Source organism: Clostridium sp. AF27-5AA (assembly GCF_003478415.1).
Classification (GTDB): Bacteria; Bacillota; Clostridia; order Lachnospirales; family Lachnospiraceae; genus Otoolea; species Otoolea fessa.
In genome coordinates this window covers 430,961-456,023 of sequence record NZ_QUFH01000001.1, presented here as the reverse complement: position 1 = coordinate 456,023, position 25,063 = coordinate 430,961, and the positions used below count along the sequence as shown (strand labels likewise).

The window sequence follows — 25,063 nt, the reverse complement described above, 5'->3', positions numbered from 1 at the left end:
CGATTTGGAATGCGTAGCATCGGCAAAATCCCGTTGCTGGGCACACGTGTGTGAACAGTAACGAAAATACAGAATAAAGAAACGGTTCTTATGATATACTGTAGCAATGAGATCAGACAGGAAGCAGTATGAATCGGAACCGGACGCATCACAGAGGAAGAACTGTCTTTTTGTGCGCCGCCATCTGCCTGTGCATGGCAGGATTGGCGGGGAGACTGTTCTTCCTCATGCTGTATAAAGCGGATTATTACAGCCAGATGGCGGAGGAGCTGCATCAGCGGGAGCGCAGTATCAAAGCGCCGCGCGGGCGGATCCTTGACCGGAACGGAACGGTGATCGCTGATAACCGGACTGTATGTACTATCTCAGTGATTCATAATCAGGTAAAAGATCCGGAGACAGTTATTCGGGTTTTAAGCGAAGAACTGGGACTTCCGGAGGCGGAGATGCGGAAAAAGACGGAAAAGCGATCTTCCAGGGAGGTGATCCAGTCCAATGTAGAGAAAACGCGGGGCGATGCGATCCGGGCAATGCGCCTGGAGGGAGTCAAGGTGGATGAGGACTATAAACGATATTATCCATATGGACGTCTGGCATCGAAAGTGCTGGGATTCACCGGGGGAGATAATCAAGGGATCATCGGTCTGGAAGTACAGTATGAGAAGTATTTAAAGGGCACGGATGGCAAGATCCTGACGCTCACGGACGCGGCGGGGATCGAGCTGGAAAATGAGGCGGAGGATCGCATCGAGCCGGAGGCAGGGCGGGATCTGCAGGCGAGTCTGGATGTCAATATCCAGATGTACGCGGAACAGGCGGCGTACCAGACGATGCAGAAAAAGAATGCGAACCGCGTCTCGATCATCGTGATGAACCCGAAGAACGGGGAAATCTATGCAATGGTAAATGCACCGGAGTTTTCATTGAATGAGCCGTTTGAGCTGGTGACAGATGGAAAAAACGAAGATTCAGAAACAGAAGAAGACATATCCTGGAAGAATGAAGTGCAGTCACACGCAGCATCAGCGCAAAATAAACAAGCTCTCCTCAATCAGATGTGGCGCAATCCCTGTTTAAATGATACATACGAACCGGGGTCTACATTCAAAATCGTGACTGCCGCTGCGGGACTGGAGGCGGGCGTGGTCAACCTGACTGATCAGTTTTCCTGCCCGGGATTCCGGATCGTGGAAGATCGGAAGATTCGGTGTCACAAGGTGGGCGGACACGGCGGGGAGACGTTTTTACAGGGAATGATGAATTCCTGCAATCCTGTTCTGATCGATGTCGGACAGCGGCTGGGACCGGAGCGGTACTATCAGTATTTTAAGCAGTTTGGTCTGCTGGGAAAGACTGGGATTGATCTGCCGGGTGAGGCGGGGACGATCATGCACCAGCCGGATCAGATCGGACCGGTGGAGCTGGCGACCGTCTCTTTTGGGCAGTCGTTTCAGATCACGCCGATCCAGCTCATTACAACGGCATCCTCCCTGATCAACGGAGGCACGCGCATCACACCGCACATCGGGATCCGTGCCGTGCGGGCAGATGGTCAGGCAGTCCACGTGTTTACCTATCCAAAAGGGGAGAGAATCCTATCGGAGCAGACGAGTGAGACGCTGCGTTATATTCTGGAACAGGTGGTGGCGGAGGGGAGTGGAAAAAACGCCCGGATCGAGGGCTACCGGATCGGCGGAAAGACGGCAACCTCGGAGAAACTTCCAAGGAGCCGGAAAAAATATATTTCCTCATTTTTAGGGTTTGCACCGGCGGACGATCCGCAGGTGATCGCGCTTATCACCATCGATGAACCGGAAGGAATCTACTATGGCGGGACGATTGCCGCCCCGGTGATCCGCGATCTGTTTGAGGTCATTTTGCCGTATCTGGGGGTGGAGAAAAGAGGTTGATTATTCCCCTAAAAAGACGTATACTATTGAAGTGTATAATTTGAGGAACTATCTCTGTATACATAGGAAGATAAGTTAGAGGTGTGACATGGTAAATGAAACAATACTGGCGGTTATCATCGCATTTGTGGTCAGCGCAGTGCTGTGCCCGATCGTGATACCGTTTCTCCACAGGTTGAAATTCGGACAGCAGGTGCGCGATGACGGACCGCAGACGCATCTGAAAAAGCAGGGAACCCCGACGATGGGCGGTCTGGTAATTCTTTCCAGCATCATCATTACGTCTCTGCTCTATATCCGGGATTATCCGAAGATCATTCCGGTGCTGTTTATGACTGTTGGATTCGGCGTGGTTGGATTTCTGGACGATTACATCAAGATCGTGATGAAACGTTCGGAGGGCTTAAATCCGATCCAGAAGCTGATCGGACAGTTTGTGATCACAGGTATTTTTGCCTATTATATTGTAACCTCACCGGACATCGGAACAGGGATGCTGATTCCATTTACCGGCAAGTATTTACAGCTTCCGGTCTGGCTGTTTGTACCGGCACTGTTCTTCATCATTCTGGGAACTGACAATGGCGTGAACTTCACAGATGGTCTGGACGGCCTGTGCACCAGTGTGACGATTCTGGTAGCAACGTTCTTTACGATCGTGGCGATCGGGGAGAACAGCGGCATTAGCCCGATTACCGGCGCAGTAGTTGGAAGTCTTCTGGGCTTTCTTCTGTTCAATGTTTATCCGGCGCGTGTGTTCATGGGCGATACCGGTTCACTGGCACTCGGCGGTTTTGTCGCTTCCAGTGCCTTTATGATGCAGATGCCGATCTTTATCGCGATCGTGGGTCTGATTTATCTGGTGGAAGTATTATCTGTTATTATTCAGGTAACCTATTTTAAGAAGACGGGCGGAAAGCGTTTTTTCAAGATGGCGCCGATCCATCACCATTTCGAGCTCTGCGGATGGTCTGAGACCAGAGTCGTAGGCGTATTTTCGATTATTACGGCAATCCTTTGCCTTATAGCATACTTAGGATTATAGGAGGAAGATTATGAGTCAGAAAGTATTAGTAGCAGGAACAGGTATCAGCGGTATTGCAGCTGCAAAGCTCCTTCTCTCAAAAGGCGGGGAGGTAGTGCTTTACGATGGCAATGAAAAACTGGATCCAGAGGAGCTGAAAAAGAAATTTGACGAAGGCGCGACGATCACGTTCGTCCTCGGAGAGCTGAAAAAGACGGATTTGTTAGGCGTGGAGCTGGCAATTTTAAGCCCGGGCATCCCGACCGATGCACCGTTTGTAGAGATGATTCGTGAAACCGGTATTCCGATCTGGGGCGAGATGCAGCTTGCATATCACTGTGCAAAAGGACGTATGGCAGCCATTACCGGCACGAACGGAAAGACAACGACGACTTCCCTGACCGGCGAGATCATGAAGTCATTCTATGACAGCGTATTTGTAGTTGGAAATATCGGTGAGCCGTTTGCATTCCACGCATTGGAGACAACGGATGAGACCGTAACTGTCGCAGAGGTATCGAGCTTCATGCTGGAGACCATGACTGATTTCCACCCGAATGTAAGCGCTATTTTAAATATTACCCCGGATCATCTGGATCGTCATAAGACGATGGAATGCTACATCGAGACGAAAGAGAGCATTACCAAGAACCAGAAAGAGGGCGATGTCTGCGTCCTGAACTATGAGGATCCGGTACTGCGTGAATTTGGTGAGACTTTAAAAGACATCAAGGTGGTATATTTTTCCAGTCTGCGTACCCTGAAACAAGGTTTCTACCTGAAAGAGGATGAGATTGTATACAACGACGGCGAGAAAGAGACCGTGATTGTCAATATCCACGATCTGAAGCTACTTGGCCGTCATAACCATGAAAATGTTATGGCAGCGGTTGCTATCAGTATGAACATGGGCGTTCCGCTGGAGAAGATCCAGAAGGTGATCAAGGAATTCAAGGCAGTTGAACACCGCATTGAGTTCGTAACCGAGCGTTTTGGTGTCAAATACTACAACGATTCCAAGGGAACCAACCCGGATGCAGCGATGCAGGCGATCAAGGCGATGCCGGGACCGACCTTATTAATCGCAGGCGGATATGATAAGCATTCCGAGTTTGACGAGTGGATCGAGAGCTTTGACGGAAAGGTACGCTATCTGGTGCTGATCGGCCAGACCCGCGACAAGATTGCCGAGTGTGCAAAACGCCACGGCTTCAATGATATCATGTACGCGGAAGATCTGCAGGAGGCTGTACAGGTATGTGCATCCTACGCAAATCCGGGCGATAACGTCCTGCTTTCACCGGCATGTGCAAGCTGGGGGCAGTTCAAGAACTTTGAAGAGCGCGGACGCAAATTCAAAGAGTTTGTGAGAAATTTGTAATTTGTTTTTGAGAATTGCGAAGTGCAAAGCACGCAGCAATTCGGTATTGGCTAATACATTGGGGCTGTCGCAGCCGGCATTTGTCTGCGGCAGCCCTGATTTGAAGGAAAAACTGCCGTTTACAGGCAGAATTTCGAAACTGTAACAACAAAAAGCAGGGGAGTGGAAGTATGCCGGAACCGGGAAAAATTAAAAAGAAAAAACCACATCGGTTTTATGATTACAGTCTGCTGTTTACCATCATTTTCCTGACGGTATTCGGACTGATCATGATTTACAGCGCGAGCTCCTATAAGGCGCAGCTTGATTACGGCAATCCGGGATATTTTATGCTTCGTCAGGCGGGCATCGCGGGTGTCAGCTTTGTTGCGATGTATATCGTCTCCAAGATAGATTATCACTGGTTTGCGCGGTTTGCGATGCTGGGATATATCGTTTCATACGTGACGCTGCTTCTGACGCGTTTTACACCTCTGGGCGTGGCATCGCATGGTAAGAAGCGCTGGCTGCGCCTAGGACCGCTCCAGTTCCAGCCGACCGAGATTGTCAAGATTTCCCTGATTCTGCTTCTGGCGGTTCTGATTGCCAATCTGGGCGTGCGGATCAACCAGCTGCGGGCAGTCGGATTTATCGTGGCGCTGTCGGCGCCGCTGGCACTTTTAGTTACGGCGAACAACTTAAGTTCTGGTATCATCATCTGCGGCATCGTGTTTGTGATGCTGTTTGTGGCGTGCAAGATCAAATGGCCGTTTTTTCTCTGCATCGGAGGCGGCGTTGGACTTCTGGCGGTCGCCCCCTATATAGGGCATTTGCTGGTAAAGCTCCATATCCTGAAGGATTATCAGCTGGGACGAATCAATGTCTGGGTCAACCCGGTGCAGTATGCACGTTCCGGCGGTTATCAGGTGCTCCAGGGTCTGTATGCGATCGGTTCCGGCGGTCTGTTTGGAAAGGGACTGGGCGAGAGTCTCCAGAAGCTCGGTTTCGTGCCGGAGGCGCAGAATGATATGATTTTTTCGATTATCTGTGAGGAATTAGGTCTGTTTGGCGCGATTTCGGTCATTCTGATTTTCATGTTTATGATTTACCGCTTCATGGTAATTGCTGGAAATGCACCGGATCTGATGGGTGCGATGATCGTGATCGGCGTGATGGCACACATCGCGATTCAGGTTATCTTAAATATCGCGGTTGTTACGAATACGATCCCGAACACGGGTGTTACGCTGCCGTTTATCAGTTACGGAGGTACGTCCGTCATGTTCCTGATGCTGGAGATGGGGATGGTGTTAAGCGTCTCGAACCAAATTAAGCTGGAGCAGTAGGAATATTTGGCGGAGTTACATATTTACTTCGGGAAATGTAGAAAATGAGAACCATTTTCTCTCGTTGGCATATAATAATACATAGATGCCGGTGGGAGGGGATTGTTTGGCTTTCATCGAGATTCACGGACCGTGCCGGATTCAGGGCGGACTCACGGTGCAGGGGTCGAAAAATGCAGTTTTGCCGATGATGGCGGCGTCAGTGTTAAACCGCGGAATTACCGTGCTTGAAAATGTCCCCAGAATACAGGATGTGTTCTGTATGATGGGGATTCTTGATTCTCTGGGATGCCGGTGTGCGTTGCACGGAAACCGTCTGGAAATCGATACTTCGAAGATGAATGGCTGGCGGATCGAGCAGAAAGCGATGGGGAAAATGCGCTCGTCCATTATGCTTTTGGGAGCGCTCCTGGGACGCTTTTGCGAGGCGGGTGTCTACAGCCCCGGCGGATGTATGATCGGAAAACGTCCAATCGACTGGCATTTGCGGGCACTCCGTGCGCTGGGCGCGGAAATACAGGAACCGGAGTCGGACGGCTTCCTGCATGCACAGACAACGGGACTTCGCGGGGCAGAGATTATTTTTCCGTTCCCGAGTGTCGGCGCGGTGGAAAATGCCCTGTTTGCCGCTGTGGCAGCGGTGGGGCGGACGGTTCTGCGGGGATGCGCGCGGGAACCGGAGATTGGACAGCTGTGCCATTTCCTAAATGGTATGGGGGCATCGATCCGGGGGATCGGGACGGATGCGCTGATCATAGAAGGCGGATTGCCGCTTCATGACAGCCGGTTTGTGATCGGCGGCGACCGGATCGTAGCCGGGACCTATCTTCTTGCCGCTGCGTCCTGCAGCGGTGAGGTGATCGTGGACGGCGTGCAGACACAGGAGCTGCGTGCATTGACCGGGGTGCTGGAGCATATGGGCGTTTCGCTTTATCAGGAACCGGAACTTATATATGTACACAGCGGACAGCGCCTGCGGGCGGTATCGGTGAAAACCGGACCGTATCCGGCGTTTCCGACCGATCTGCAGCCGTTTTTGATGGCGGCGCTGTCACGGGCAGATGGAACCAGTATGCTGCGGGAGACGGTATTTGAAAACCGGTTTGGCACAGCGGCGGAGCTTCAAAAAATGGGGGCGAACATCGAATGTAGCGGGAACATTGCCCGGATTGACGGAGTGGAAACCTTGCGGGGAGCTTTGGTGCGTGCCCGCGATCTGCGGGGCGGCGCAGCCCTGACGGTGGCAGCCCTGGGGGCGGACGGATGGACCAGAGTATCAGAATGTGAACATATTGAGCGGGGATATGAAGATATTTGCCGGGACTTGCGGGCATTAGGAGCAGAGATCCGGCGCCGGGAGGATGATGGAGATAGAGAAGATACAGATTGAAAAAAAGACAGAGGAAAAGGTATGGCGCCGCCGTGGAAAAAAACATATCTGGATCACGGCGGCAGCACTTCTTGTGGCAGCCGCGTTTTTTGTCGGTCTGTCGCTGCTTCAGATTAATACAATCCATGTCAGTGGAAACCGGCAATATACGGCAGAGCAGATAGAGGCGTCTATTTTCGATTCGCGGCTGAGCCGGAATCCGGTGTTCTGCTATATGCAGTACCGCTTCCGGCCGCACAAGTCAATTCCGTTCGTGCAGGATTACAAGCTGGTGTTCCGCAGCCCGTCGGACGTGGAGGTGATCGTCTACGAGAAGAGTGTGGTTGGTTACGTTTCCTACATGAACAGCCGGATGTATTTTGACAAGGACGGCATCATTGTGGAGAGCACAAGCGAGACATTGCCGGGTGTGCCGAAGATTGCCGGACTTTCCTTTGGACATATCGTGCTGCATCAGCCGCTGCCGGTCGAGGATATCAGCGTTTTCAACGAGATTCTGAACCTGACGCAGGTACTGTCGGTCAACGAGGTTGCGGTGGACGAGATCCGTTTTAATAAGGAAAAGGAAGCGACGCTTCAAATCAGGAGCTTGAAGGTTGAGCTGGGAAGCAACAGTGAGATGAACGGGAAACTTTCGGAGCTGACGGATATTCTGCGGGATTATCCGGATCTGTCCGGAACCCTCTATCTGGACAGCTACGATGAATCGAATGCAAATCCGATGTACCGGTTTGATAAAAACTAGGAAGAATCGGCATAATCCGTTACTGGCACGTATGTGTGAACAGTAACATTGTGACTGGTTTATTGAAAATTTATAAAAGAAACGATTGATTTTTTGCTGAAAATCAAATATAGTATTAGGTAGGCTAGATTTAAAAGACCCTAATTTTAGTATAAAGATGATAAAACCGGAACAGATGGGAAAATGAAGGAGGAAGTATCTTGTTAGAGATAAAGATAAATGAAGCAGAGAACTCTGCCAGAATTATAGTAGTAGGTGTCGGCGGAGCCGGTAACAACGCTGTCAACCGTATGATCGATGAAGATATTGCCGGTGTAGAATTTATCGGTATCAATACAGATAAGCAGGCACTGCAGTTCTGCAAGGCGTCCACAGCTATGCAGATTGGTGAGAAGCTGACCAAGGGACTTGGTGCAGGCGCAAAGCCGGAGATCGGTGAGAAAGCAGCTGAGGAAAGCCAGGAAGAGCTGGCACAGGCTCTCAAGGGTGCAGATATGGTATTCGTTACCGCAGGTATGGGCGGCGGTACCGGTACAGGTGCAGCTCCGGTTATTGCACGTATCGCAAAAGATATGGGCATCCTGACGGTCGGCGTTGTCACAAAGCCGTTCCGTTTCGAGGCAAAGACCCGTATGAGCAATGCGCTCAATGGTATCGAAAAACTGAAAGCAGCTGTCGATACTCTGATCGTTATCCCGAATGATAAACTTCTTGAGATCGTAGACCGCCGTACCACGATGCCGGATGCACTGAAGAAAGCAGATGAGGTTCTTCAGCAGGCAGTACAGGGTATTACCGACCTGATCAATGTTCCGGGTCTTATCAATCTTGACTTTGCAGATGTTCAGACCGTTATGGTGGACAAGGGTATCGCTCATATCGGTATCGGTCATGCGAAGGGTGATGACAAAGCACTTGAGGCTGTTAAGCAGGCTGTATCCAGCCCGCTGCTTGAGACAACCATCGAGGGTGCAAGCCACGTTATCATCAATATTTCCGGCGATATCAGCCTGATCGAGGCAAATGACGCAGCCAGCTATGTACAGGAGCTTGCAGGCGACGATGCCAATATCATCTTCGGTGCGATGTACGATGAGAATGCACAGGATGAGGCGACGATCACTGTTATTGCGACTGGACTGGATTCCCACGGTGTGAACACACCGGTCGCAAAAGCGATGACTGAGTTCAAGACTCCGTTCAAGGCAAAGACGACTGGCAATACATACGCTCAGCCGGCAGCACAGACTGCAGCGGCAGCGCAGCCGACCTACAAGGCACCGACCTTCCGTGCACCATCTGCAGCAGCACCGGCACAGCCAGTCGCTCCGAAGGAAGCACCGCAGTCGGCACCGGCACAGCCGTTCCGCCCGATGCGCCAGGAAACACAGATCAATATTCCGGATTTTCTGAGAAATAAGAAATAATATAAGAGTGAGAGATGAACTGCTCTTGCTTTAGCAAAAATACAAAATATATACAGAAGCAGTTGTTTTTGGAAGAGACACGCATTAGAAGTAAAAATTTCTGATGCGTGTTTTTTTGTGTAATAGGAAATTCCTTGGAATCCCCTATTACACAAAAAGGCACATTCTTTTTTATCGTCGATTCAGACCTTCGACTTATGTCGAATCTATTCAAATTTTACGTTTTTCCCCCGATTTTTGGCGATCAAAACAGGCGTTTTGCACCCTCGGTTTGACAAATTTTGCGGAACTTTTTTCTTATAATATCCCGTGTCGGACAGAAAGGTGGGAAGAGACAGTGACCTATCGTGTGTATGCGGATGTCATCCTGCTGCAAAATCTGGCAGCGGATTTCCTGCTTCTGTCGGTGGTGAAGAATTGCCTGCGTCTGCCGGAACGCCGGTATGGGCGGTTGGCAGGGAGTCTTCTGGGAGCCGTGTATGCGTTAGGAATGGTGTTAGCTCCGGTTCCGCTGGGATATGCCGGGCGGATGCTCCTAAGCGCCACGATGAGCGTGCTGATGGCATGGACGGCATTTTCCATCCGTAGGAAGTCGGAGGCGGCAGAAGCTGCGATCGGGCTTTACATAGCATCTATGCTGGCGGCTGGCTGCATGGAACTGGTTCAGCCGCTTGGAATACGGGCGAATCTTCTGTTCTGGCTGTTTACCGCGGGGGGCAGTTTTCTGATTCCATCTGCGGTGTGGCGGTTTGGTATGCAGCGGTGTATGAAGCTGGAACACCAGTACGCGGTAACGCTTTTTAACAAAGGCAGGGAGCGGCATGTGCAGGCGATTCTCGACACAGGCAACCATCTGACGATGCCGCTTTCGGGGCGTCCGGTGCAGGTGCTGGATGCGTGTGCGGCAGAGAGATTTTTTTCCTGGGAGGACGGTGTCCAATACATCCCATTTCGGAGTGTCGGAAAGGGCGGCGGCGTGATTCCGGCATATCAGGCGGAGCGGATGGAAGTGTCCGGTCAGGGCGGTATGCGGGTGATTGAGAAGCCGTGGATTGCCATTTCACAGGAGGCGCTGTCGCAGAAGGGCGAGTATCAGATGCTGCTCAATGAAAAATATTGGTTGTGAAGAAAACCATGCAGACAATCGAACCATAGCGAACAACATAAGGGGGAAAGCGTATGTTTATAAAAGTTTCAGTTCCAGGTCAGTTTCGTTTAAAAATGATGCCGTCGTTCCGGTCATTTCTGATGCACCGGGACGGGGAAGTTCATTATATCGGGGGAACCGATATCCTTCCGGCACCGTTTGACAGTGTGCGGGAGGCGGAGGTTTTAAGAAAATTTGGAACCAGTGAGGATAAAGAGGCGCGTTCGGCGCTGATCGAACACAACCTGCGCCTGGTGGTCTACATAGCAAGAAAGTTTGACAACACCAGCGTGGGCGTGGAAGATCTGATTTCGATCGGGACGATCGGTCTCATCAAGGCGATCAACACGTTTGACGTGGATAAAAATATTAAGCTGGCGACCTATGCATCCCGTTGTATTGAAAATGAGATTCTGATGTATCTCCGGAGAAATAATAAGACGAAGCTCGAGGTTTCGATCGATGAGCCGTTGAATGTGGACTGGGATGGAAATGAATTGCTTCTGTCGGATATTTTGGGAACGGATGAGGATATTATTTACCGGGATCTGGAGGATGAGACAGAGCGGAAACTGTTGAATGCGGCGATCGACCGCCTGAATCCGCGGGAACAGAAAATCGTGAAGCTGCGCTTTGGTCTGGGGAGAGAGCAGGAAGATGAAATGACCCAGAAGGAGGTTGCCGACCTTCTGGGTATCTCGCAGTCATACATATCGAGGCTGGAAAAGAAGATTATGAAACGCCTCAAGAAAGAAATTTCGCAGCAATGCGGTCTATACACCAGCCGATAAGTGCTGGAAGAAACAGACCGATCAGGATGTAAAACGGACCCATTTCATAGCGGAAGGAGACCGGGAAGTTGGAGAGCGTTTCCGGTATTTCCTTCAAAATGAAGCGGGCATAGGCAAAATCGATCAGCTTGAACAGCGTGAAATGAATCGCCATAATGTCAAAGGAATGGCGTCCTAAAAAGGCAAGGACCTTTGCCAGCGGTCTGATGCGCTCGGACAGGTCGGAGAGCGAAAGAACGAAGTAAATTCCAATGATGGAGATCGGATAAAATAAGACGCCCGGAATGTGCATGCTTGCCAGATCGATGAAAATGTGAAGCTTTGTGTTTGTCAGGTGCAGAAGCAGGGCGCTTATCAGGCAGCCGTACCAGACCGTATAGTGGCGGAAATTGGAGAAAAACTGCTGCATCAGCCAGGCGATGAGATAGACCGGAACAACGAGCAGCGCCGCCTGCAGATTGTAAGGGAGCGGGCAGCTTCTCATATTTAAGAAGACACCGGCAAGGCCAATCAGGATGCATGCAAATGCACATACAGGAAGCTTGACATTATCTTTCCGGGTAAAGCGGGCAGCTGCGCGTCCAAACCAGACGCATCCGGCAAAGAGTCCGGAGGACACCAGCCAGACCGGCAGAAACCAGAGGGCACCCTGAACCTGTTCCGGTGAGTTGAAGGAAAGACTGCTCATCCATGCCGTAAGCATTCTGGTATGGTTGTAAAGTTCCTGTCCCGCATAGAGCCTGTGCGTCACAAAAAAGTTGTGGAGCAGGACAAAAAACAGCGTGTAGAACATATACCTGGGCCATGCACCGGCGAGACGGGAGCCGAAGTAGAGAAACGGCGTATCCCCGTATTTCGTTTCATTATAAAAATAGCCTGTGATAAAGAAAAACAGCGCCAGGTGGAACAGATAGACGAACGCACCGGCGAAATATCCGGTATGCCCCAGCACGATCGCAATAATGCCCCATCCCTTTACGATATCCCAGTAGAGGGAACGGGCTTTTTTTTGTGTGTTCATGAATGGATCTCCTTGTGGTTGAATTCTATTTTCTATAAATAATATTGATCGTAAAACCCCTGAAAATATATTTTACTATGGAACGGCAGAAAAGGCAAGAAATTGGAATGAGTGAAAACGGTTCTCATTTGTCCGGGTATAAATGAGCTTTGAATTGTCCATTCTAATGTATAGGTGACAAAACAAAAATCAAAACGATTCAACCGTTTGCGTTGATCGTCCATCATACGGAGGGAATGGAAATGCCGGTCTATAAAGTGGAAATCTGCGGGGTCAATACATCCAAGCTGCCTCTTTTAAGTAATGAGGAGAAAGAAGAACTGTTTCGCCGGATTCTAAAGGGCGATCGGGAGGCAAGAGAACAGTATATCAAGGGGAATCTGCGGCTGGTGCTCAGTGTAATACAGCGCTTTTCGGGCAGCCGGGAAAATGTGGACGATCTGTTCCAGATTGGCTGTATCGGCCTCATCAAGGCGATTGATAATTTTGATATTACCCAGAATGTCCGTTTTTCGACGTATGCGGTTCCGATGATCCTGGGGGAGGTGAAACGGTATTTGAGGGATAACAATTCAATCCGGGTCAGCCGGTCGCTCCGCGATACGGCATACAAAGCGATCTATACCCGTGAAAATCTGCTGAAAAAGCAGTCAAAGGAGCCGACACTCTGCGAGATTGCCAAAGAATTGGGAGTCAGCAAAGAGGAGATTGCGTATGCGCTCGATGCTATCCAGAGCCCGGTCAGCCTGTACGAACCGGTCTATACGGACGGCGGCGATCCGCTCTACGTGATGGATCAGCTCAGTGACAAGAAAAATTCAGAGGAACATTGGGTCGAGGATCTGTCGCTGGGGGAGGCGATGCAGCGCCTGCCGGACCGGGAACGCCGCATTATTGATATGCGCTTTTTTGAGGGAAAGACCCAGACAGAGGTTGCCGAAGAAATCCATATTTCGCAGGCGCAGGTGTCACGGCTGGAGAAGAGTGCGTTAAAAAGCATGAAGCATTATTTGAGCTGAATGTTGATAGGGATTGTGTTATAGGGATTGTGTGAGATTCTTCTGATTGATTGTTTGGCGGCTCTGTGTTAAAATATAGGAGATATAGTCTGCAAAAAGAATCTGAAAATCAAGCAGATGACTGTTATCTGAACTGGGGTTGAGCGGAGTATTCCATCTGATATAGTGATAAAGGCAGCTTGGCGATGCGACACTCAGGCAGTCATGGACAGCAGACAGAGTAGAAAAGACAGGCGCAGGCGGATTGAGCCTCGCGCATGATAAAATGTACTCTCGGAGTCTTTTCTGCACTCGCTTTTGTGGCTGATTTTCCGCCAGCCGTACCCGAATTTCATCAACGTACGCACCGCGTACGCCTCAGAAATTTGGGCACAGCTGACAAAAAATCATCTCACAAAATCAAGCACAGAAAGATTCCGAGAGTACATTAAAAAGAGCCGGAGGAATTCAAATGGAGAAATTACGTAAGCTGATGAAAGAACATCAGGATAAAGCAGATAAAAAAGTGATGGGAGAGGTTCTGGAGCTGCTTCAGAGAGAGCCGGGACTGTTTGTTGTGACTGTCCATGCGACGAAAAACTTCTTCCTGGGTGCAGAGAACGGCAAGGCGGCTGCTTTCCTTTACACCAGCCGCGAGTATGCAGATGAGTTCGTGAAAGGGCTGGAGATGGTCGGTGTAGAGACGAAGGTACTGGAGATCCGCCCATTACAGCGTATTTCCTTTTTCAACGACCTCTACCGCAGCGGTTTTGAGGCAGTTGTGATCGACAAGGGACAGGAAAATCATATGTCCATGTCGCTGTTCAGCATCATCGAGAAACCAAAGGATACATCCGAGATCGTGATGAACCCGTCCCTGGTCCGTTCTGCAAATCAGTTCTATCAGGCACTGGTACAGCACCAGGCATTCCCACAGATGCAGGATCTGATGTGCAAAGAGCTTTACGGTGCGCGTCTGCTGGTTCCGGTTGCTGACCCGCAGAAGACGACGGCAGTACCGGTTCTGACCACCGGAAAGGGTGTACGCTATTACCCGGCATTTACGGATTTAGTAGAATTTGGCAAATTTGACCGTAAACATCAGTTTGGAGCAATGGAAGTCCGCTTCCGCGATCTGAAAAAATATCTGGATTACGTGAATGGAATCGTGGTAAATCCGTTTGGATTTGCACTCCGTCTGGACGGCGAGAAGCTGGATCGGATTGAGAAAGAGAATATGAAGCTGAAGGTTGTAAAATAAATGCTGCTGTGACCGTGACCGGTAATGAATAGATGTCAGCATAATAAACTGTGATAAAAAGGCTGTCTCCCATCAGAATGTATCATATAGATACATCTGCCGAGAGACAGCCTTTTTGATTATTCGGTTCTTCTGTTTTTTTCATATAAATGTAGTAATCCCTTCATCAACAGCGCCCCATCATACGTGATCGTATGCGAACAGAGCGGCAGGACAATCTTGGAGATGCCGCCGGTGGCGATGATGGAAGTTTTCTCTCCGAGTTCTTCCTCGATGCGATCCAGCATACCGTCGATCATCGCGGCATTGCCAAATATGACGCCGCTTCTCATGCAGTCTATGGTATTTTTGCCAATGACACGGCGCGGCGTATCGAGGCTGATGCGCGGCAGCTGGGCAGTGCTGGCGCTCATGCTGTCGAGGGAAACGCGAAGTCCCGGCAGGATCGCGCCGCCGACATAGCGTCCGTTTTTGTCGATGACAGACATGGTCGTAGCGGTTCCCATTTCGATGATGATGATTGGCGGTTCATGCTCTGCAAGGGCACCGACTGCGTTTACGATCATATCGCTGCCGACGGATTTCGGGTTGTCCATCAGGATGTTTAAGCCGGTTTTCATGCCGGAACCGACCAGCATTGCGTTTAGTCCCGTTATTTTACGGATGGCGGCAAGAATCGTCCGGTTAAGCGGCGGAACGACCGAGGAGACGATCGCACCATCAAGCTGATCTGGGGCGATATGGTAAATTTCAAGAATACTTTTCAGCGCCACGGCATATTCCAGATTCGGTTTTCCGATGGTGGTCGTGATGCGTTCTACAAAATACGTTTTTTTTGCGTCGATCACGCCGATAATAATGTTGGTGTTTCCAACGTCGATAGCTAGAATCATAAAATAACTCCTTTATATCTCCTGCATCTCTACAATAATCAACATCTCTTATAAAATGTTGATTGTATAGTTATCGCAACGGTTTCATATGTTCAACTGTTACTATTTATTATATATCCACGTTAATAGTATGATTATATGTTTTTTAAAGAAAAGGATCAAGAAGAAGATGAAAAATGTTTTTAAGATCTGTTACCGATCGCGCGTGAGTGAACCGTAACTTGGACTTGCGTATTCGTTTAAAATAATATAGAATAAATACGTTTAGACAAAGTTGAAGAATGGTAGTAAGTTTGGAGGAAGATTTTTTTGGAAAATATAGCGGAGCAGATCAAAAAACGGCGTACATTCGCCATTATTTCCCACCCGGATGCTGGTAAGACAACCCTGACGGAGAAGTTTCTTCTCTACGGAGGCGCGATCAACCTGGCTGGTACGGTCAAGGGAAGAAAAGCGGCCAAGCACGCGGTTTCTGACTGGATGGAGATAGAGAAGGAGAGAGGTATTTCGGTTACCTCTTCCGTATTACAGTTTAATTATGAGGGATTTTGCATCAATATCCTGGATACACCGGGACATCAGGATTTCTCGGAGGATACCTACCGTACTCTGATGGCAGCCGATTCGGCGGTCATGGTCATCGATGGTTCTAAGGGTGTCGAGGCGCAGACGATCAAGCTTTTCAAGGTTTGCGTTATGCGCCACATCCCGATTTTTACCTTTATCAACAAGATGGACCGCGAGGCGCGCGATCCGTTTGAGTTGATGGATGAGATCGAGAGCGTGCTCGGTATCCGTACCTGTCCGGTCAACTGGCCGATCGGCTGCGGTAAGAATTTTAAGGGCGTGTATGACCGTGCCACAAAGAAGATCACAACTTTCACAGCAGCAATGGGCGGACAGAAGGAGGTCGCATCTCAGGAGTTCTCGTTAGAGGGCGATGAGGTTAACTCCATCATCGGTCCAGACTACCATCGGCAGCTGATGGATGATATCGAGCTTCTGGACGGCGCATGCGATGAGCTGGATATGGAGCGTGTCAGCCGAGGAAATTTATCCCCGGTATTCTTTGGTTCGGCGCTGACAAACTTTGGTGTAGAGACATTCCTGGAGCATTTCCTGAAAATGACAACCTCGCCGCTGCCGAGAAATACGACAACCGGCATGGTGGATCCGTTCTCTCCGAATTTCAGCGCGTTTGTCTTCAAGATTCAGGCAAATATGAACAAGGCGCACCGCGACCGTATCGCATTTATGCGTATCTGTTCCGGCAAATTTGAGGCAGGCATGGAAGTAACGCATGTGCAGGGCGGACGCAAGATCCGTCTCTCCCAGCCACAGCAGATGATGGCGCAGGATCGAAAGATCGTCGAGGAGGCATATGCGGGCGATATCATCGGTGTATTCGATCCGGGTATTTTCTCGATCGGTGATACACTCTGTACAGGTGAAAAGGTAGAATTTGAAGGCATTCCTACGTTCGCACCGGAACATTTTGCACGCGTGCGCCAGATGGACACGATGAAGCGCAAGCAGTTCATCAAGGGCATCAGCCAGATCGCCCAGGAAGGTGCGATCCAGATCTTCCAGGAGTTCAACACAGGTATGGAAGAGATCATCGTCGGCGTAGTCGGCGTCCTCCAGTTCGAGGTACTGACCTACCGTCTGGAAAATGAGTACAATGTAGAAGTCAAGCTGGAAAAGCTTCCATACGAGTACATCCGCTGGGTAGAAAACGCTGACGAAATCGATGTTGCCAAGATTCAGGGAACTTCGGATATGAAGCGGATCAAAGACCTCAAAGACAATCCACTGCTTCTGTTTGTCAACAGCTGGAGTGTGGGAATGGTGGAAGAGCGGAATCCGAAGCTTAAGTTAAGCGAGTTTGGGCGTAACTAAAGCCATGTAGCGGAAAGCACCGTTTCAGCGAATGGAAAATTTATTTTTCAGGCGCTGAAAGGGGGATTTCTGCTATACGGCGCAGCCGGACAGGGGTGCGAAACCGCAGGTTTTGCACCTCTGGGCATGGTAAAACAAGAGAGAGTCCCTATCGCACCACTGGGCATGGTGAAACAAGAGAGAGTCCCCATCGTCCCATCTGGGCATGGCGAGACCATAAAAAAAGAAAAGGAGACATTTCATATGAGCAGAGTAGATGTAGTACGTGCAGCCATGGTAGAAGCCATGAAAGCAAAAGACAAAGCAAGAAAAGATTCCTTATCCATGCTGTTATCCGCACTGAAAAATGCGGAGATCGACAAGCGTTCTCCGCTGACTGAGGAAGAGGCGGACGCAGTTGTAAAGAAAGAGATCAAGCAGACGAAGGAGACTCTGGAACTGGCTCCGGCAGATCGTGCGGATATCCGCGAGGAGGCACAGGCACGTCTGGCAGTTTATCAGGAATTTGCACCGGAGGATCTGACCGAAGAGCAGATCGCAGAGGTGATCAAAAGTGTTCTGGCAGAGCTTGGCATTGAAAATCCGGCACCGTCTGACAAGGGCAAAATCATGAAAACCTTGATGCCGAAGGTAAAGGGCAAGGCAGACGGAAAGGTAGTGAACCAGGTACTGGCTGGAATTCTGTCCAAATAATAACCGAAGGAAAAGAACGAGGCGGAAGATTTATGTATAAAAAGAAAATAGAGCAGTATATCGAGGCGCACAAGCAGGAGATGTTAGATGACATCTGCACGCTGTGCAGCATCAACAGCGAGCGTTCGGCATACCAGGAGGGCGATCCGTTCGGAGAAGGTCCGAGCCGGGCACTGGCACAGGCACTCAAAATGGCGGAAGAGTATGGATTTTCCATCAACAATTACGATAATTATGTAGGAACCGCCGATTTAAACGACGGTGAACACCAGCTGGATATTCTGGCACACCTGGATGTTGTCCCGGCAGGCGAGGGCTGGACTGTGACACAGCCGTTTGAACCGATTGTAAAAGACGGCAAACTGTACGGACGCGGCACGGCGGATGACAAGGGACCGGCGATAGCAGCCCTGTATGCGATGCGTGCGGTCAAAGAACTGGGAATCCCGGTGACAAAAAATGTCCGCCTGATTCTGGGAACAGATGAGGAGTGCGGCAGCAGCGATATTGAACATTATTATAAAGTGGAGAAGGAAGCACCGATGACATTTTCCCCGGATGCTTCGTTCCCGGTTATCAATATCGAAAAAGGACGTTTCCCGGGGCATGTGACAGCTTCTTTTGAGGTATCGACGGAGAAAGAGCGGATCCTGTCCATTGAGGCTGGCATCAAAATCAATGTTGTTCCGGGCAAGGCGCATGCGACCATTGCAGGATTGACCGAGGAAGAGGTGTGTCCGGTGGCAGAGGGTGTGACGAAGGAGACCGGCGTACAGTTTGAGCTTCAGGCAGAGGAAGATGCGATCGTGATCACCGCAGTCGGTGAGGGCGCACACGCCTCGACACCAGAGGAAGGCAAAAATGCGCTGGCATCCCTGCTTCTGCTTCTGGATCGCCTGCCATTTGCATCCTGCGGACAGACGAAGCTGATTCACAGCCTGACTGAGTGCTTCCCGTGGAATGATACCGAGGGCAAGGCGCTTGGCGTGGCGATGCAGGCAGAAGGATCCGGAGCGCTGTCTCTGGCATTCACGATGCTTACGATGACGGAGACACGGATGGAAGCGTACTTTGACGGACGTTTCCCGATCGGCGGCAATGATGACAACCTGTTGAAACCGGTGGAGGCAAAACTTGCGTCCCACGGCATGAAGTTAGAGTCCCCGCAGCTGCGAGAACCGCATTTTGTAGACGGCAATTCCGAGTTTGTCAGAACACTTCTGAATGCTTATGAGCTTTATACCGGCAACAAGGGCGAGTGCAACTACACCGGCGGCGGCACATATGTGCATGACCTGAAAAACGGCGTTGCATTTGGCGCGTCGATGCCGGGCGTGGACAACCGTATGCATGGGGCGGATGAATTTGCCTATGTGAGTGATCTGGTGGCAAGCGCGAAGATTTTTGCACAGGTGATTGCGGATTTGTGTAAGTAACAGAAAATTTCGTTTTTTCCTCCGTAAGAATTAAAGAAACCTTAATTGATTCGCCGCAGGTTCTATGTTAGACTGAAATCCACAACCGAGAGGTACTGTGCATGTTTGAAGACAGCTGCAGGAACTCCGGCGAGAGGGAAAGGAGAGAACGATTATGAAAAAATCATTCCATACAGTTAAAAAGGCAGGGATTCTGACGGCGGCAGCGGTTCTGGGAACAGCGGCACTGGCGGGATGCGGCAGTAAGGCAGATACAACAGAGAGTGCAGCGGCAAGCGAGGAAGCAACCGAAGCGACCGGAGAGGCAGAAGCATCGGATGCACAGCTTGTCATCGCAGGTGGAGACAGCGCCGGACTGATCGCGGCGGTTCAGGCGGCAGCCGAGGGCATGGATCCGTCGAAGATCCTGATTCTGGCACCGGGCGAAGAGCTGGCGGCAGATATGACGGAGATGGCACCGTATGTTAATGCAGCCGATACGGATGAGCAGTTCCAGGCGAATCTTACGGATGATTTTGAGATTTATCTGTCCGATATTATGACGGCAGGAAATAATACGAACAATTCGGATATGGCGGCATATGTATCGGAGAACAGCGAAGAGGCGAAAGACTGGCTTGCCGACACACTGGGAATGGAGTATGGCGATCTGGCACAGGAGGCAGGTTCCTCGGTGGCCCGCAGTTTCCCGGCAAAAGAGGGAAATCTGAACGAGCTTGCACAGGAAGCGCTGCTTAAAAAAGTCGAAGAGCTGAAGATTCCGGTTGAATATAAGGCAGAATTAAAGAGCGTCGCTTACGATGAAGAAGGTGCGCTTGACCGCATCACTGTGACGGTGGACGGCAAGGATCAGGAGATTGACTGCCTGGCACTGGTAGCGACCGATGTCTCCCTGATTCCGGTTTTTGAGGAATCTCAGGTATATGAGGCAGATGGAAAGGCAGCTGCCTTGGTTGTCAGCAACAATGCGGAACAGCTAAACAAAGATAGCGGCGAGCTGATCAATGGTCTTTATGCAGCAGGTCCGATCCTGTCAGCGGCAGTAGACGGTGAAGGTGTGCTCTCCGGCAATGAGTTGACCGAGGCGGTTGTGTTTGGTTCGACTGCAGGAACAGAAGCAGCGGTTTATGTTTCGGATAACCAGTAAAAGCTAAGCTGGTTCATATGTAATGCCATTTCTAAAAAATCAGATGATGCAGACGAAATAAATAGAAATTAAATAGGAACCTTTAAGAAGAAGGTTCAAGCAAGAAGCGGGTAAAAGCAAAAAAACTTTTACCCGCTTTTAGTATTTTACAGAAAACAGCACGGAACTGATTTGCAAAAATAAAATTATTTTTATTGTGGAGACAATATATAAAAAAGTAAGTCAGAACTAACTCTGTATCACTGAATTATTATAACTTATTCGCAATTCGATATATTTGTTTATAATAATCTGGCTTTTTGATACTATGTAGTCAAACCTCATGAGGAACACGAGAAATAAAAAACCATTACATAAGGGGGTATTACATGGTGGAGAAAACTAAAAATGGGGCGGAGAAAAAAGGAACTCCGTTGTACGTGAAAATATTCATTGCATTGTTTGCAGGTATCGCGTTTGGTTACGTCTTAAATTTTATGGGCGGCGTGGAGAATGAGATCATTAACGGATATGTCCTTCCGTTCTTCCAGTTCATTGGAGATTTGTTTATCAAGTTGATCAAGATGATTGTCGTCCCGCTGGTGTTCTTCTGTATCATCGACGCGGCACTTTCGCTGGGCGATATCAAGAAACTTCGAAGCATCGGCGTTAAAACCATCATCTGGTTTTTAGCAACTGGCGGTATTTCAGCAACCATCGGTCTGATACTTGCCAATATCATCAAACCGGGACGTGGCTTGCAGCTGGGAACGGCAGAGACAGCAATGGAGGTGAAAGAACTTCCGGGTATCTACCAGACACTGCTCGACTTAATTCCGTCCAACCCATTTCAGGCACTGACAAGCGGCGAGATGATGCAGATTATCGTCTTTTCCCTGTTTCTTGGATTTGCCATCATCAGCATTGGCAAGGAAGCACAGCAGTTATGTGACATCATCAGCCTTTGTTCACGGACGATGTTTAAGGTTATCGACATGATTCTTGGAATCATCCCTTACGGCGTATTCAGTTTGATGACTGTAGCACTTGCAAAATATGGCGTTGCCATCTTCGGACCGGTTCTGAAATTCATCTTAACTGATTATCTTGCCTGCATTATCATGAGTACTGTTGGATACAGCATTTTCCTTATCGTGATTGGAAAGGTAAATCCGATGAAGTTCTGGCGCAAAGCGTTTGAACCTTGGATGATCGCATTTAGTACCTGTACTTCTTCAGCAGCTCTTCCGGTATCAATGGAAGTAGCACCGAAGAAGATGGGCGTTCCGAGAGATATTGCGAGTTTCGTACTTCCACTTGGATGTACCGCTCAGATGAACGGAACGTGTGCATACTTTGGTATCGTTGTTCTCTTTGCCGCACAGCTGTACGGCGTAGAGTTAAGTATTCAGCAGCAGATTATGCTGGTTGTACAGGCAACCTTCTTAAGCGTTGGCTGTGCAGCAACTCCGCAGATTGGTCTGGTTATCAGCTTAACCTTGATGACGCAGATGGGACTTCCGCTGGATGCATACGCACTGGTAGCTGGAATCTATCGTATCATCGACCAGATTCACACATCTACTAACTCTGTAGGCGACCTGGTAGCATCTGTCTGCATTTCTCAGATGGAGGGCGAACTGGATCACGAGATTTTCAATCAGGGAGAAGCCAAAAAGGCAGCTTGAGTTTTAGAAAGAGACATCCCGGATTCGTATGAAATGTGAAATATATCTGGGCAGTAGTTATGTATGGAACCCGGAAAGCGGGGAAACGACAAATTTGTGCAGAACGTGAATCAAAGATGGAATATGGAACACCCGGTTCTGAAAAGTCCACGTTTTCCGGATAAAAAGGAAAAAAACAGAAATAATTCCCACTTGCAAAGGTGCAAAAATTTAAGGAAACCAGACAAAACAAGAAAAGGAGATTAAAACTATGAGTGATAACAGAATTATCGAATGTATGGAACGTGCACAGTATCTTCTTGGCAACCTGATGGCTGTTAAACCGGGCGAGGAAGTTTTGATTGTCGTTGACCCTCAAACCGACGAGAGAATGACCCAGGCGATGGCAGCAGCCGCTTTAAACTGCGGCGCTGAGTACGGCGTATACATGATGCCGATTCGTGGAAAAGACAAAGCAACCATCTTCCCGAAATCCCTGGAACTTGGTATGGATGCCTGCGATGTATTTGTCGGCATGACTACTGCATCCGGTGCAGCGATTTACAATAACCACTTAAAAGAGCTCATCAACCAGAAGAAACTCCGTGAGGTTTCCATCTGCTTAAGAAGCATCGATAACTTCACAAGAGGCGGCGCACTGGCAGATTATGAAGCAGTTTATGCAGACGGCGAGAAGCTGCAGGCAATCTGGAGAGGTCATAAGATGGCTCACATCACCACACCGGCAGGTACAGACCTTTACATGGAAATGAACCAGATGGAGCCGATCATCGAGTGTGGTATCGCAAGAAATCCGGGCGATGCAATGGCTTGGTCCGATGGCGAAGTTTCCTTAGGACCGGTTATTGATACAACCCACGGCAAACTGGTGATTGATGGACCTATCTGCTACTATGGATGCCCGACCACACCGGTTGAGTTAAGAATCGAAAAAGGACGTATCGTAGAGGTAGTTGGCGGCGATCCGAAGATTTGTAAAGAAATCCGCCGTCAGATCGCAGAAGTTAAAGATTCCGATAACATCGCAGAGATCGGACTTGGACTTAACCCGGCTTGTATGTTCAACGGAGACTTCGAGGAAGAGAAGAAGGCAAGAGGAACCTGCCACATCGCAATGGGCAACGGCTTCTACTATGGACAGCCGGCACGCTCGACCGTACATATCGACATGGTACAGTATAATCCGACCGTTATCTTCGACGAGGGAACACCAGAAGAGGTTCTGATTGTAAAAGACGGCAAGGTTGTTTGTTTGGGCGACAAATAAAACTATTGCATCCAACTAGACAGTTCACCCCAATTATAACCATATAAATATACCTTACTGTTTTGTATGACGCCAGGAATCCCCGTTCAGCCAGTGTATCGGCTGAACGGGGATTCTTGGTGTTTTTAAGTCTGATTTGGATGTGAAGCACTGCCTCCCGAGCAAGAAAAACAGGTGACATTGAGCTGGTATGGAACTGCGGCTGGATGGTAAGCAAGCCGATGCAGGCGATTATCGTCCTGCTGTACGGCAGTACCTTATTCTACGCAATTTTCAGCGCACTGGGAATGCTTCCAGCAGGATGGTAAACCCCTTATCACGAAATATTTATAACATATTCGCAAATGGGTATATTTGTTTATAAGTGTGTGCGGGTTTGATAGTATATAGTCAAACCTCATGAGGAACAGAAAAACTAAATAAACAGCTATGAAACAGAGAACAATGACAGGCAGATAGCTTAAATCGGCTGGATGCAGAAACTGTCGAATAATAAAAAGTGAGGAGAATGAACTATGAGTGATAACAGAATTATCGAATGTATGGAACGCGCACAGTATCTTCTTGGCAACCTGATGGCTGTAAAACCGGGCGAGGAAGTTTTAATCGTAGTAGACCCGCAGACCGATGAGAGAATGATCCAGGCGATGGCAGCAGCCGCTTTAAACTGTGGCGCTGAGTACGGCGTATACATGATGCCGATTCGTGGAAAAGACAAAGCAACCATCTTCCCGAAATCCCTGGAACTTGGTATGGATGCCTGCGATGTATTTGTCGGCATGACTACTGCATCCGGTGCAGCGATTTACAATAACCACTTAAAAGAGCTCATCAACCAGAAGAAACTCCGTGAGGTTTCCATCTGCTTAAGAAGCATCGATAACTTCACAAGAGGCGGCGCACTGGCAGATTATGAAGCAGTTTATGCAGACGGCGAGAAGCTGCAGGCAATCTGGAGAGGTCATAAGATGGCTCACATCACCACACCGGCTGGTACCGACCTGTACATGGAAATGAATCAGATGGAGCCGATCATCGAGTGCGGTATCGCGAGAAATCCGGGCGATGCAATGGCGTGGTCTGACGGCGAAGTTTCCTTAGGACCGGTTATCGATACAACCCACGGAAAACTGGTAATTGATGGACCTATCTGCTACTACGGCTGCCCGACCACACCGGTTGAGTTAAAGATTGAGAAAGGCCGTATCGTAGAAGTAGTCGGCGGCGACCCGAAGATCTGCAAAGAGATCCGTCGTCAGATTGCAGAAGTCAAAGATTCCGACAACATCGCAGAGATCGGACTTGGTCTGAACCCGGCTTGTATGTTCAACGGAGACTTCGAGGAAGAGAAGAAGGCAAGAGGAACCTGCCACATCGCAATGGGCAACGGCTTCTACTATGGACAGCCGGCACGCTCGACCGTACATATCGACATGGTACAGTACAATCCGACCGTTATCTTCGACGAGGGAACACCGGAAGAGGTTCTGATCGTAAAAGACGGCAAGGTTGTATGCCTGGGTGATAAATAATATGGCTGCATATTAAGAAATATCAAGAACGAATTGTCAATGAAAGACTGCATGAATTGCGGCTGCGATTTCCCCTTGAGCAGCCGCAATATAAAACATCAGGAATTTG

Annotated in this window: 20 protein-coding genes; 18 read left to right on the top strand and 2 right to left on the bottom strand. The window is 49.4% G+C overall.

The genetic code is table 11. The features are described from left to right. Positions 1–128 precede the first annotated feature (128 nt). The 9 genes from DWY89_RS02240 (at position 129) to sigE (ending at position 11,140) form a co-directional block, all read left to right on the top strand. Positions 129–1,910 (top strand): penicillin-binding transpeptidase domain-containing protein, encoded by a 1,782-nt coding sequence (locus tag DWY89_RS02240; RefSeq protein ID WP_118523757.1) that lies wholly within the window; start codon positions 129–131, stop codon positions 1,908–1,910. Between the two features lie 88 nt (positions 1,911–1,998). Then, positions 1,999–2,955: a phospho-N-acetylmuramoyl-pentapeptide-transferase gene (gene mraY / locus DWY89_RS02235; protein WP_022360215.1), complete on the top strand. Its 957-nt coding sequence runs from the start codon at positions 1,999–2,001 to the stop codon at positions 2,953–2,955. A gap of 10 nt (positions 2,956–2,965) precedes the next feature. After that, positions 2,966–4,315 carry a UDP-N-acetylmuramoyl-L-alanine--D-glutamate ligase gene (gene murD, locus DWY89_RS02230; RefSeq protein WP_118523756.1) on the top strand — a complete coding sequence of 450 codons (1,350 nt, stop codon included), beginning with the start codon at positions 2,966–2,968 and terminating at the stop codon, positions 4,313–4,315. Between the two features lie 170 nt (positions 4,316–4,485). Continuing rightward, positions 4,486–5,640, top strand: coding sequence for a putative peptidoglycan glycosyltransferase FtsW (locus DWY89_RS02225; RefSeq protein WP_117795227.1), 1,155 nt, complete (start codon positions 4,486–4,488; stop codon positions 5,638–5,640). Positions 5,641–5,746: 106 nt separating this feature from the next. Continuing rightward, on the top strand, positions 5,747–7,030 hold the full coding sequence (gene murA, locus DWY89_RS02220; RefSeq protein ID WP_118293738.1) for a UDP-N-acetylglucosamine 1-carboxyvinyltransferase: 1,284 nt from the start codon (positions 5,747–5,749) through the stop codon (positions 7,028–7,030). Continuing rightward, positions 7,002–7,775, top strand: a complete 774-nt coding sequence (locus DWY89_RS02215; protein ID WP_242995691.1) for a cell division protein FtsQ — start codon at positions 7,002–7,004, stop codon at positions 7,773–7,775. The genes murA and DWY89_RS02215 overlap by 29 nt, the downstream gene beginning before the upstream one ends. A 200-nt stretch (positions 7,776–7,975) precedes the next feature. After that, the gene (ftsZ, locus tag DWY89_RS02210; protein WP_022360220.1) at positions 7,976–9,202 is read left to right on the top strand and encodes a cell division protein FtsZ; all 1,227 of its coding nucleotides are present in this window, start codon (positions 7,976–7,978) and stop codon (positions 9,200–9,202) included. A 337-nt stretch (positions 9,203–9,539) separates the two neighbouring features. Continuing rightward, a complete protein-coding gene (locus DWY89_RS02205) occupies positions 9,540–10,328 on the top strand; it encodes a sigma-E processing peptidase SpoIIGA (RefSeq protein ID WP_182431329.1) in 789 nt (262 codons plus the stop codon). A 53-nt stretch (positions 10,329–10,381) separates the two neighbouring features. Then, positions 10,382–11,140, top strand: coding sequence for an RNA polymerase sporulation sigma factor SigE (gene sigE, locus DWY89_RS02200; RefSeq protein WP_106999729.1), 759 nt, complete (start codon positions 10,382–10,384; stop codon positions 11,138–11,140). Here the strand turns inward: sigE and DWY89_RS02195 are convergent. Beyond that, entirely contained in the window at positions 11,094–12,161 is a 1,068-nt protein-coding gene (locus tag DWY89_RS02195) for an acyltransferase family protein (RefSeq protein ID WP_022360223.1), read from the bottom strand. The two genes, sigE and DWY89_RS02195, sit on opposite strands and share 47 nt — an antisense overlap. A 242-nt stretch (positions 12,162–12,403) precedes the next feature. On the opposite strand from DWY89_RS02195, the gene sigG reads away from it, so the two are divergent. Both sigG and DWY89_RS02180 read left to right on the top strand, forming a co-directional pair. Beyond that, entirely contained in the window at positions 12,404–13,180 is a 777-nt protein-coding gene (gene sigG / locus DWY89_RS02190; protein WP_106999731.1) for an RNA polymerase sporulation sigma factor SigG, read from the top strand. 451 nt (positions 13,181–13,631) lie between these two features. Then, on the top strand, positions 13,632–14,420 hold the full coding sequence (locus DWY89_RS02180) for an SseB family protein (RefSeq protein ID WP_106999732.1): 789 nt from the start codon (positions 13,632–13,634) through the stop codon (positions 14,418–14,420). 119 nt (positions 14,421–14,539) lie between these two features. On the opposite strand, the gene DWY89_RS02175 is transcribed toward DWY89_RS02180, so the two are convergent. Further along, entirely contained in the window at positions 14,540–15,313 is a 774-nt protein-coding gene (locus tag DWY89_RS02175) for a type III pantothenate kinase (protein ID WP_106999733.1), read from the bottom strand. Positions 15,314–15,622: 309 nt separating this feature from the next. Between DWY89_RS02175 and DWY89_RS02170 the strand changes: the two genes are divergently transcribed. The 7 genes from DWY89_RS02170 (at position 15,623) to DWY89_RS02140 (ending at position 24,954) form a co-directional block, all read left to right on the top strand. Then, the gene (locus DWY89_RS02170) at positions 15,623–17,212 is read left to right on the top strand and encodes a peptide chain release factor 3 (protein WP_106999734.1); all 1,590 of its coding nucleotides are present in this window, start codon (positions 15,623–15,625) and stop codon (positions 17,210–17,212) included. 243 nt (positions 17,213–17,455) lie between these two features. Continuing rightward, on the top strand, positions 17,456–17,905 hold the full coding sequence (locus tag DWY89_RS02165) for a GatB/YqeY domain-containing protein (protein ID WP_022360228.1): 450 nt from the start codon (positions 17,456–17,458) through the stop codon (positions 17,903–17,905). 32 nt (positions 17,906–17,937) lie between these two features. Next, on the top strand, positions 17,938–19,341 hold the full coding sequence (pepV, locus tag DWY89_RS02160) for a dipeptidase PepV (RefSeq protein WP_118523755.1): 1,404 nt from the start codon (positions 17,938–17,940) through the stop codon (positions 19,339–19,341). Between the two features lie 154 nt (positions 19,342–19,495). After that, complete coding sequence (locus DWY89_RS02155) at positions 19,496–20,488, top strand: FAD-binding protein (RefSeq protein ID WP_118472906.1); 993 nt, start codon at positions 19,496–19,498, stop codon at positions 20,486–20,488. A gap of 368 nt (positions 20,489–20,856) precedes the next feature. Next, entirely contained in the window at positions 20,857–22,155 is a 1,299-nt protein-coding gene (locus DWY89_RS02150; protein ID WP_118472905.1) for a dicarboxylate/amino acid:cation symporter, read from the top strand. Positions 22,156–22,405: 250 nt separating this feature from the next. Further along, a complete protein-coding gene (locus DWY89_RS02145; protein ID WP_118524346.1) occupies positions 22,406–23,422 on the top strand; it encodes an aminopeptidase in 1,017 nt (338 codons plus the stop codon). 515 nt (positions 23,423–23,937) lie between these two features. Beyond that, positions 23,938–24,954, top strand: a complete 1,017-nt coding sequence (locus DWY89_RS02140; protein WP_118524345.1) for an aminopeptidase — start codon at positions 23,938–23,940, stop codon at positions 24,952–24,954. Positions 24,955–25,063: the final 109 nt, after the last annotated feature.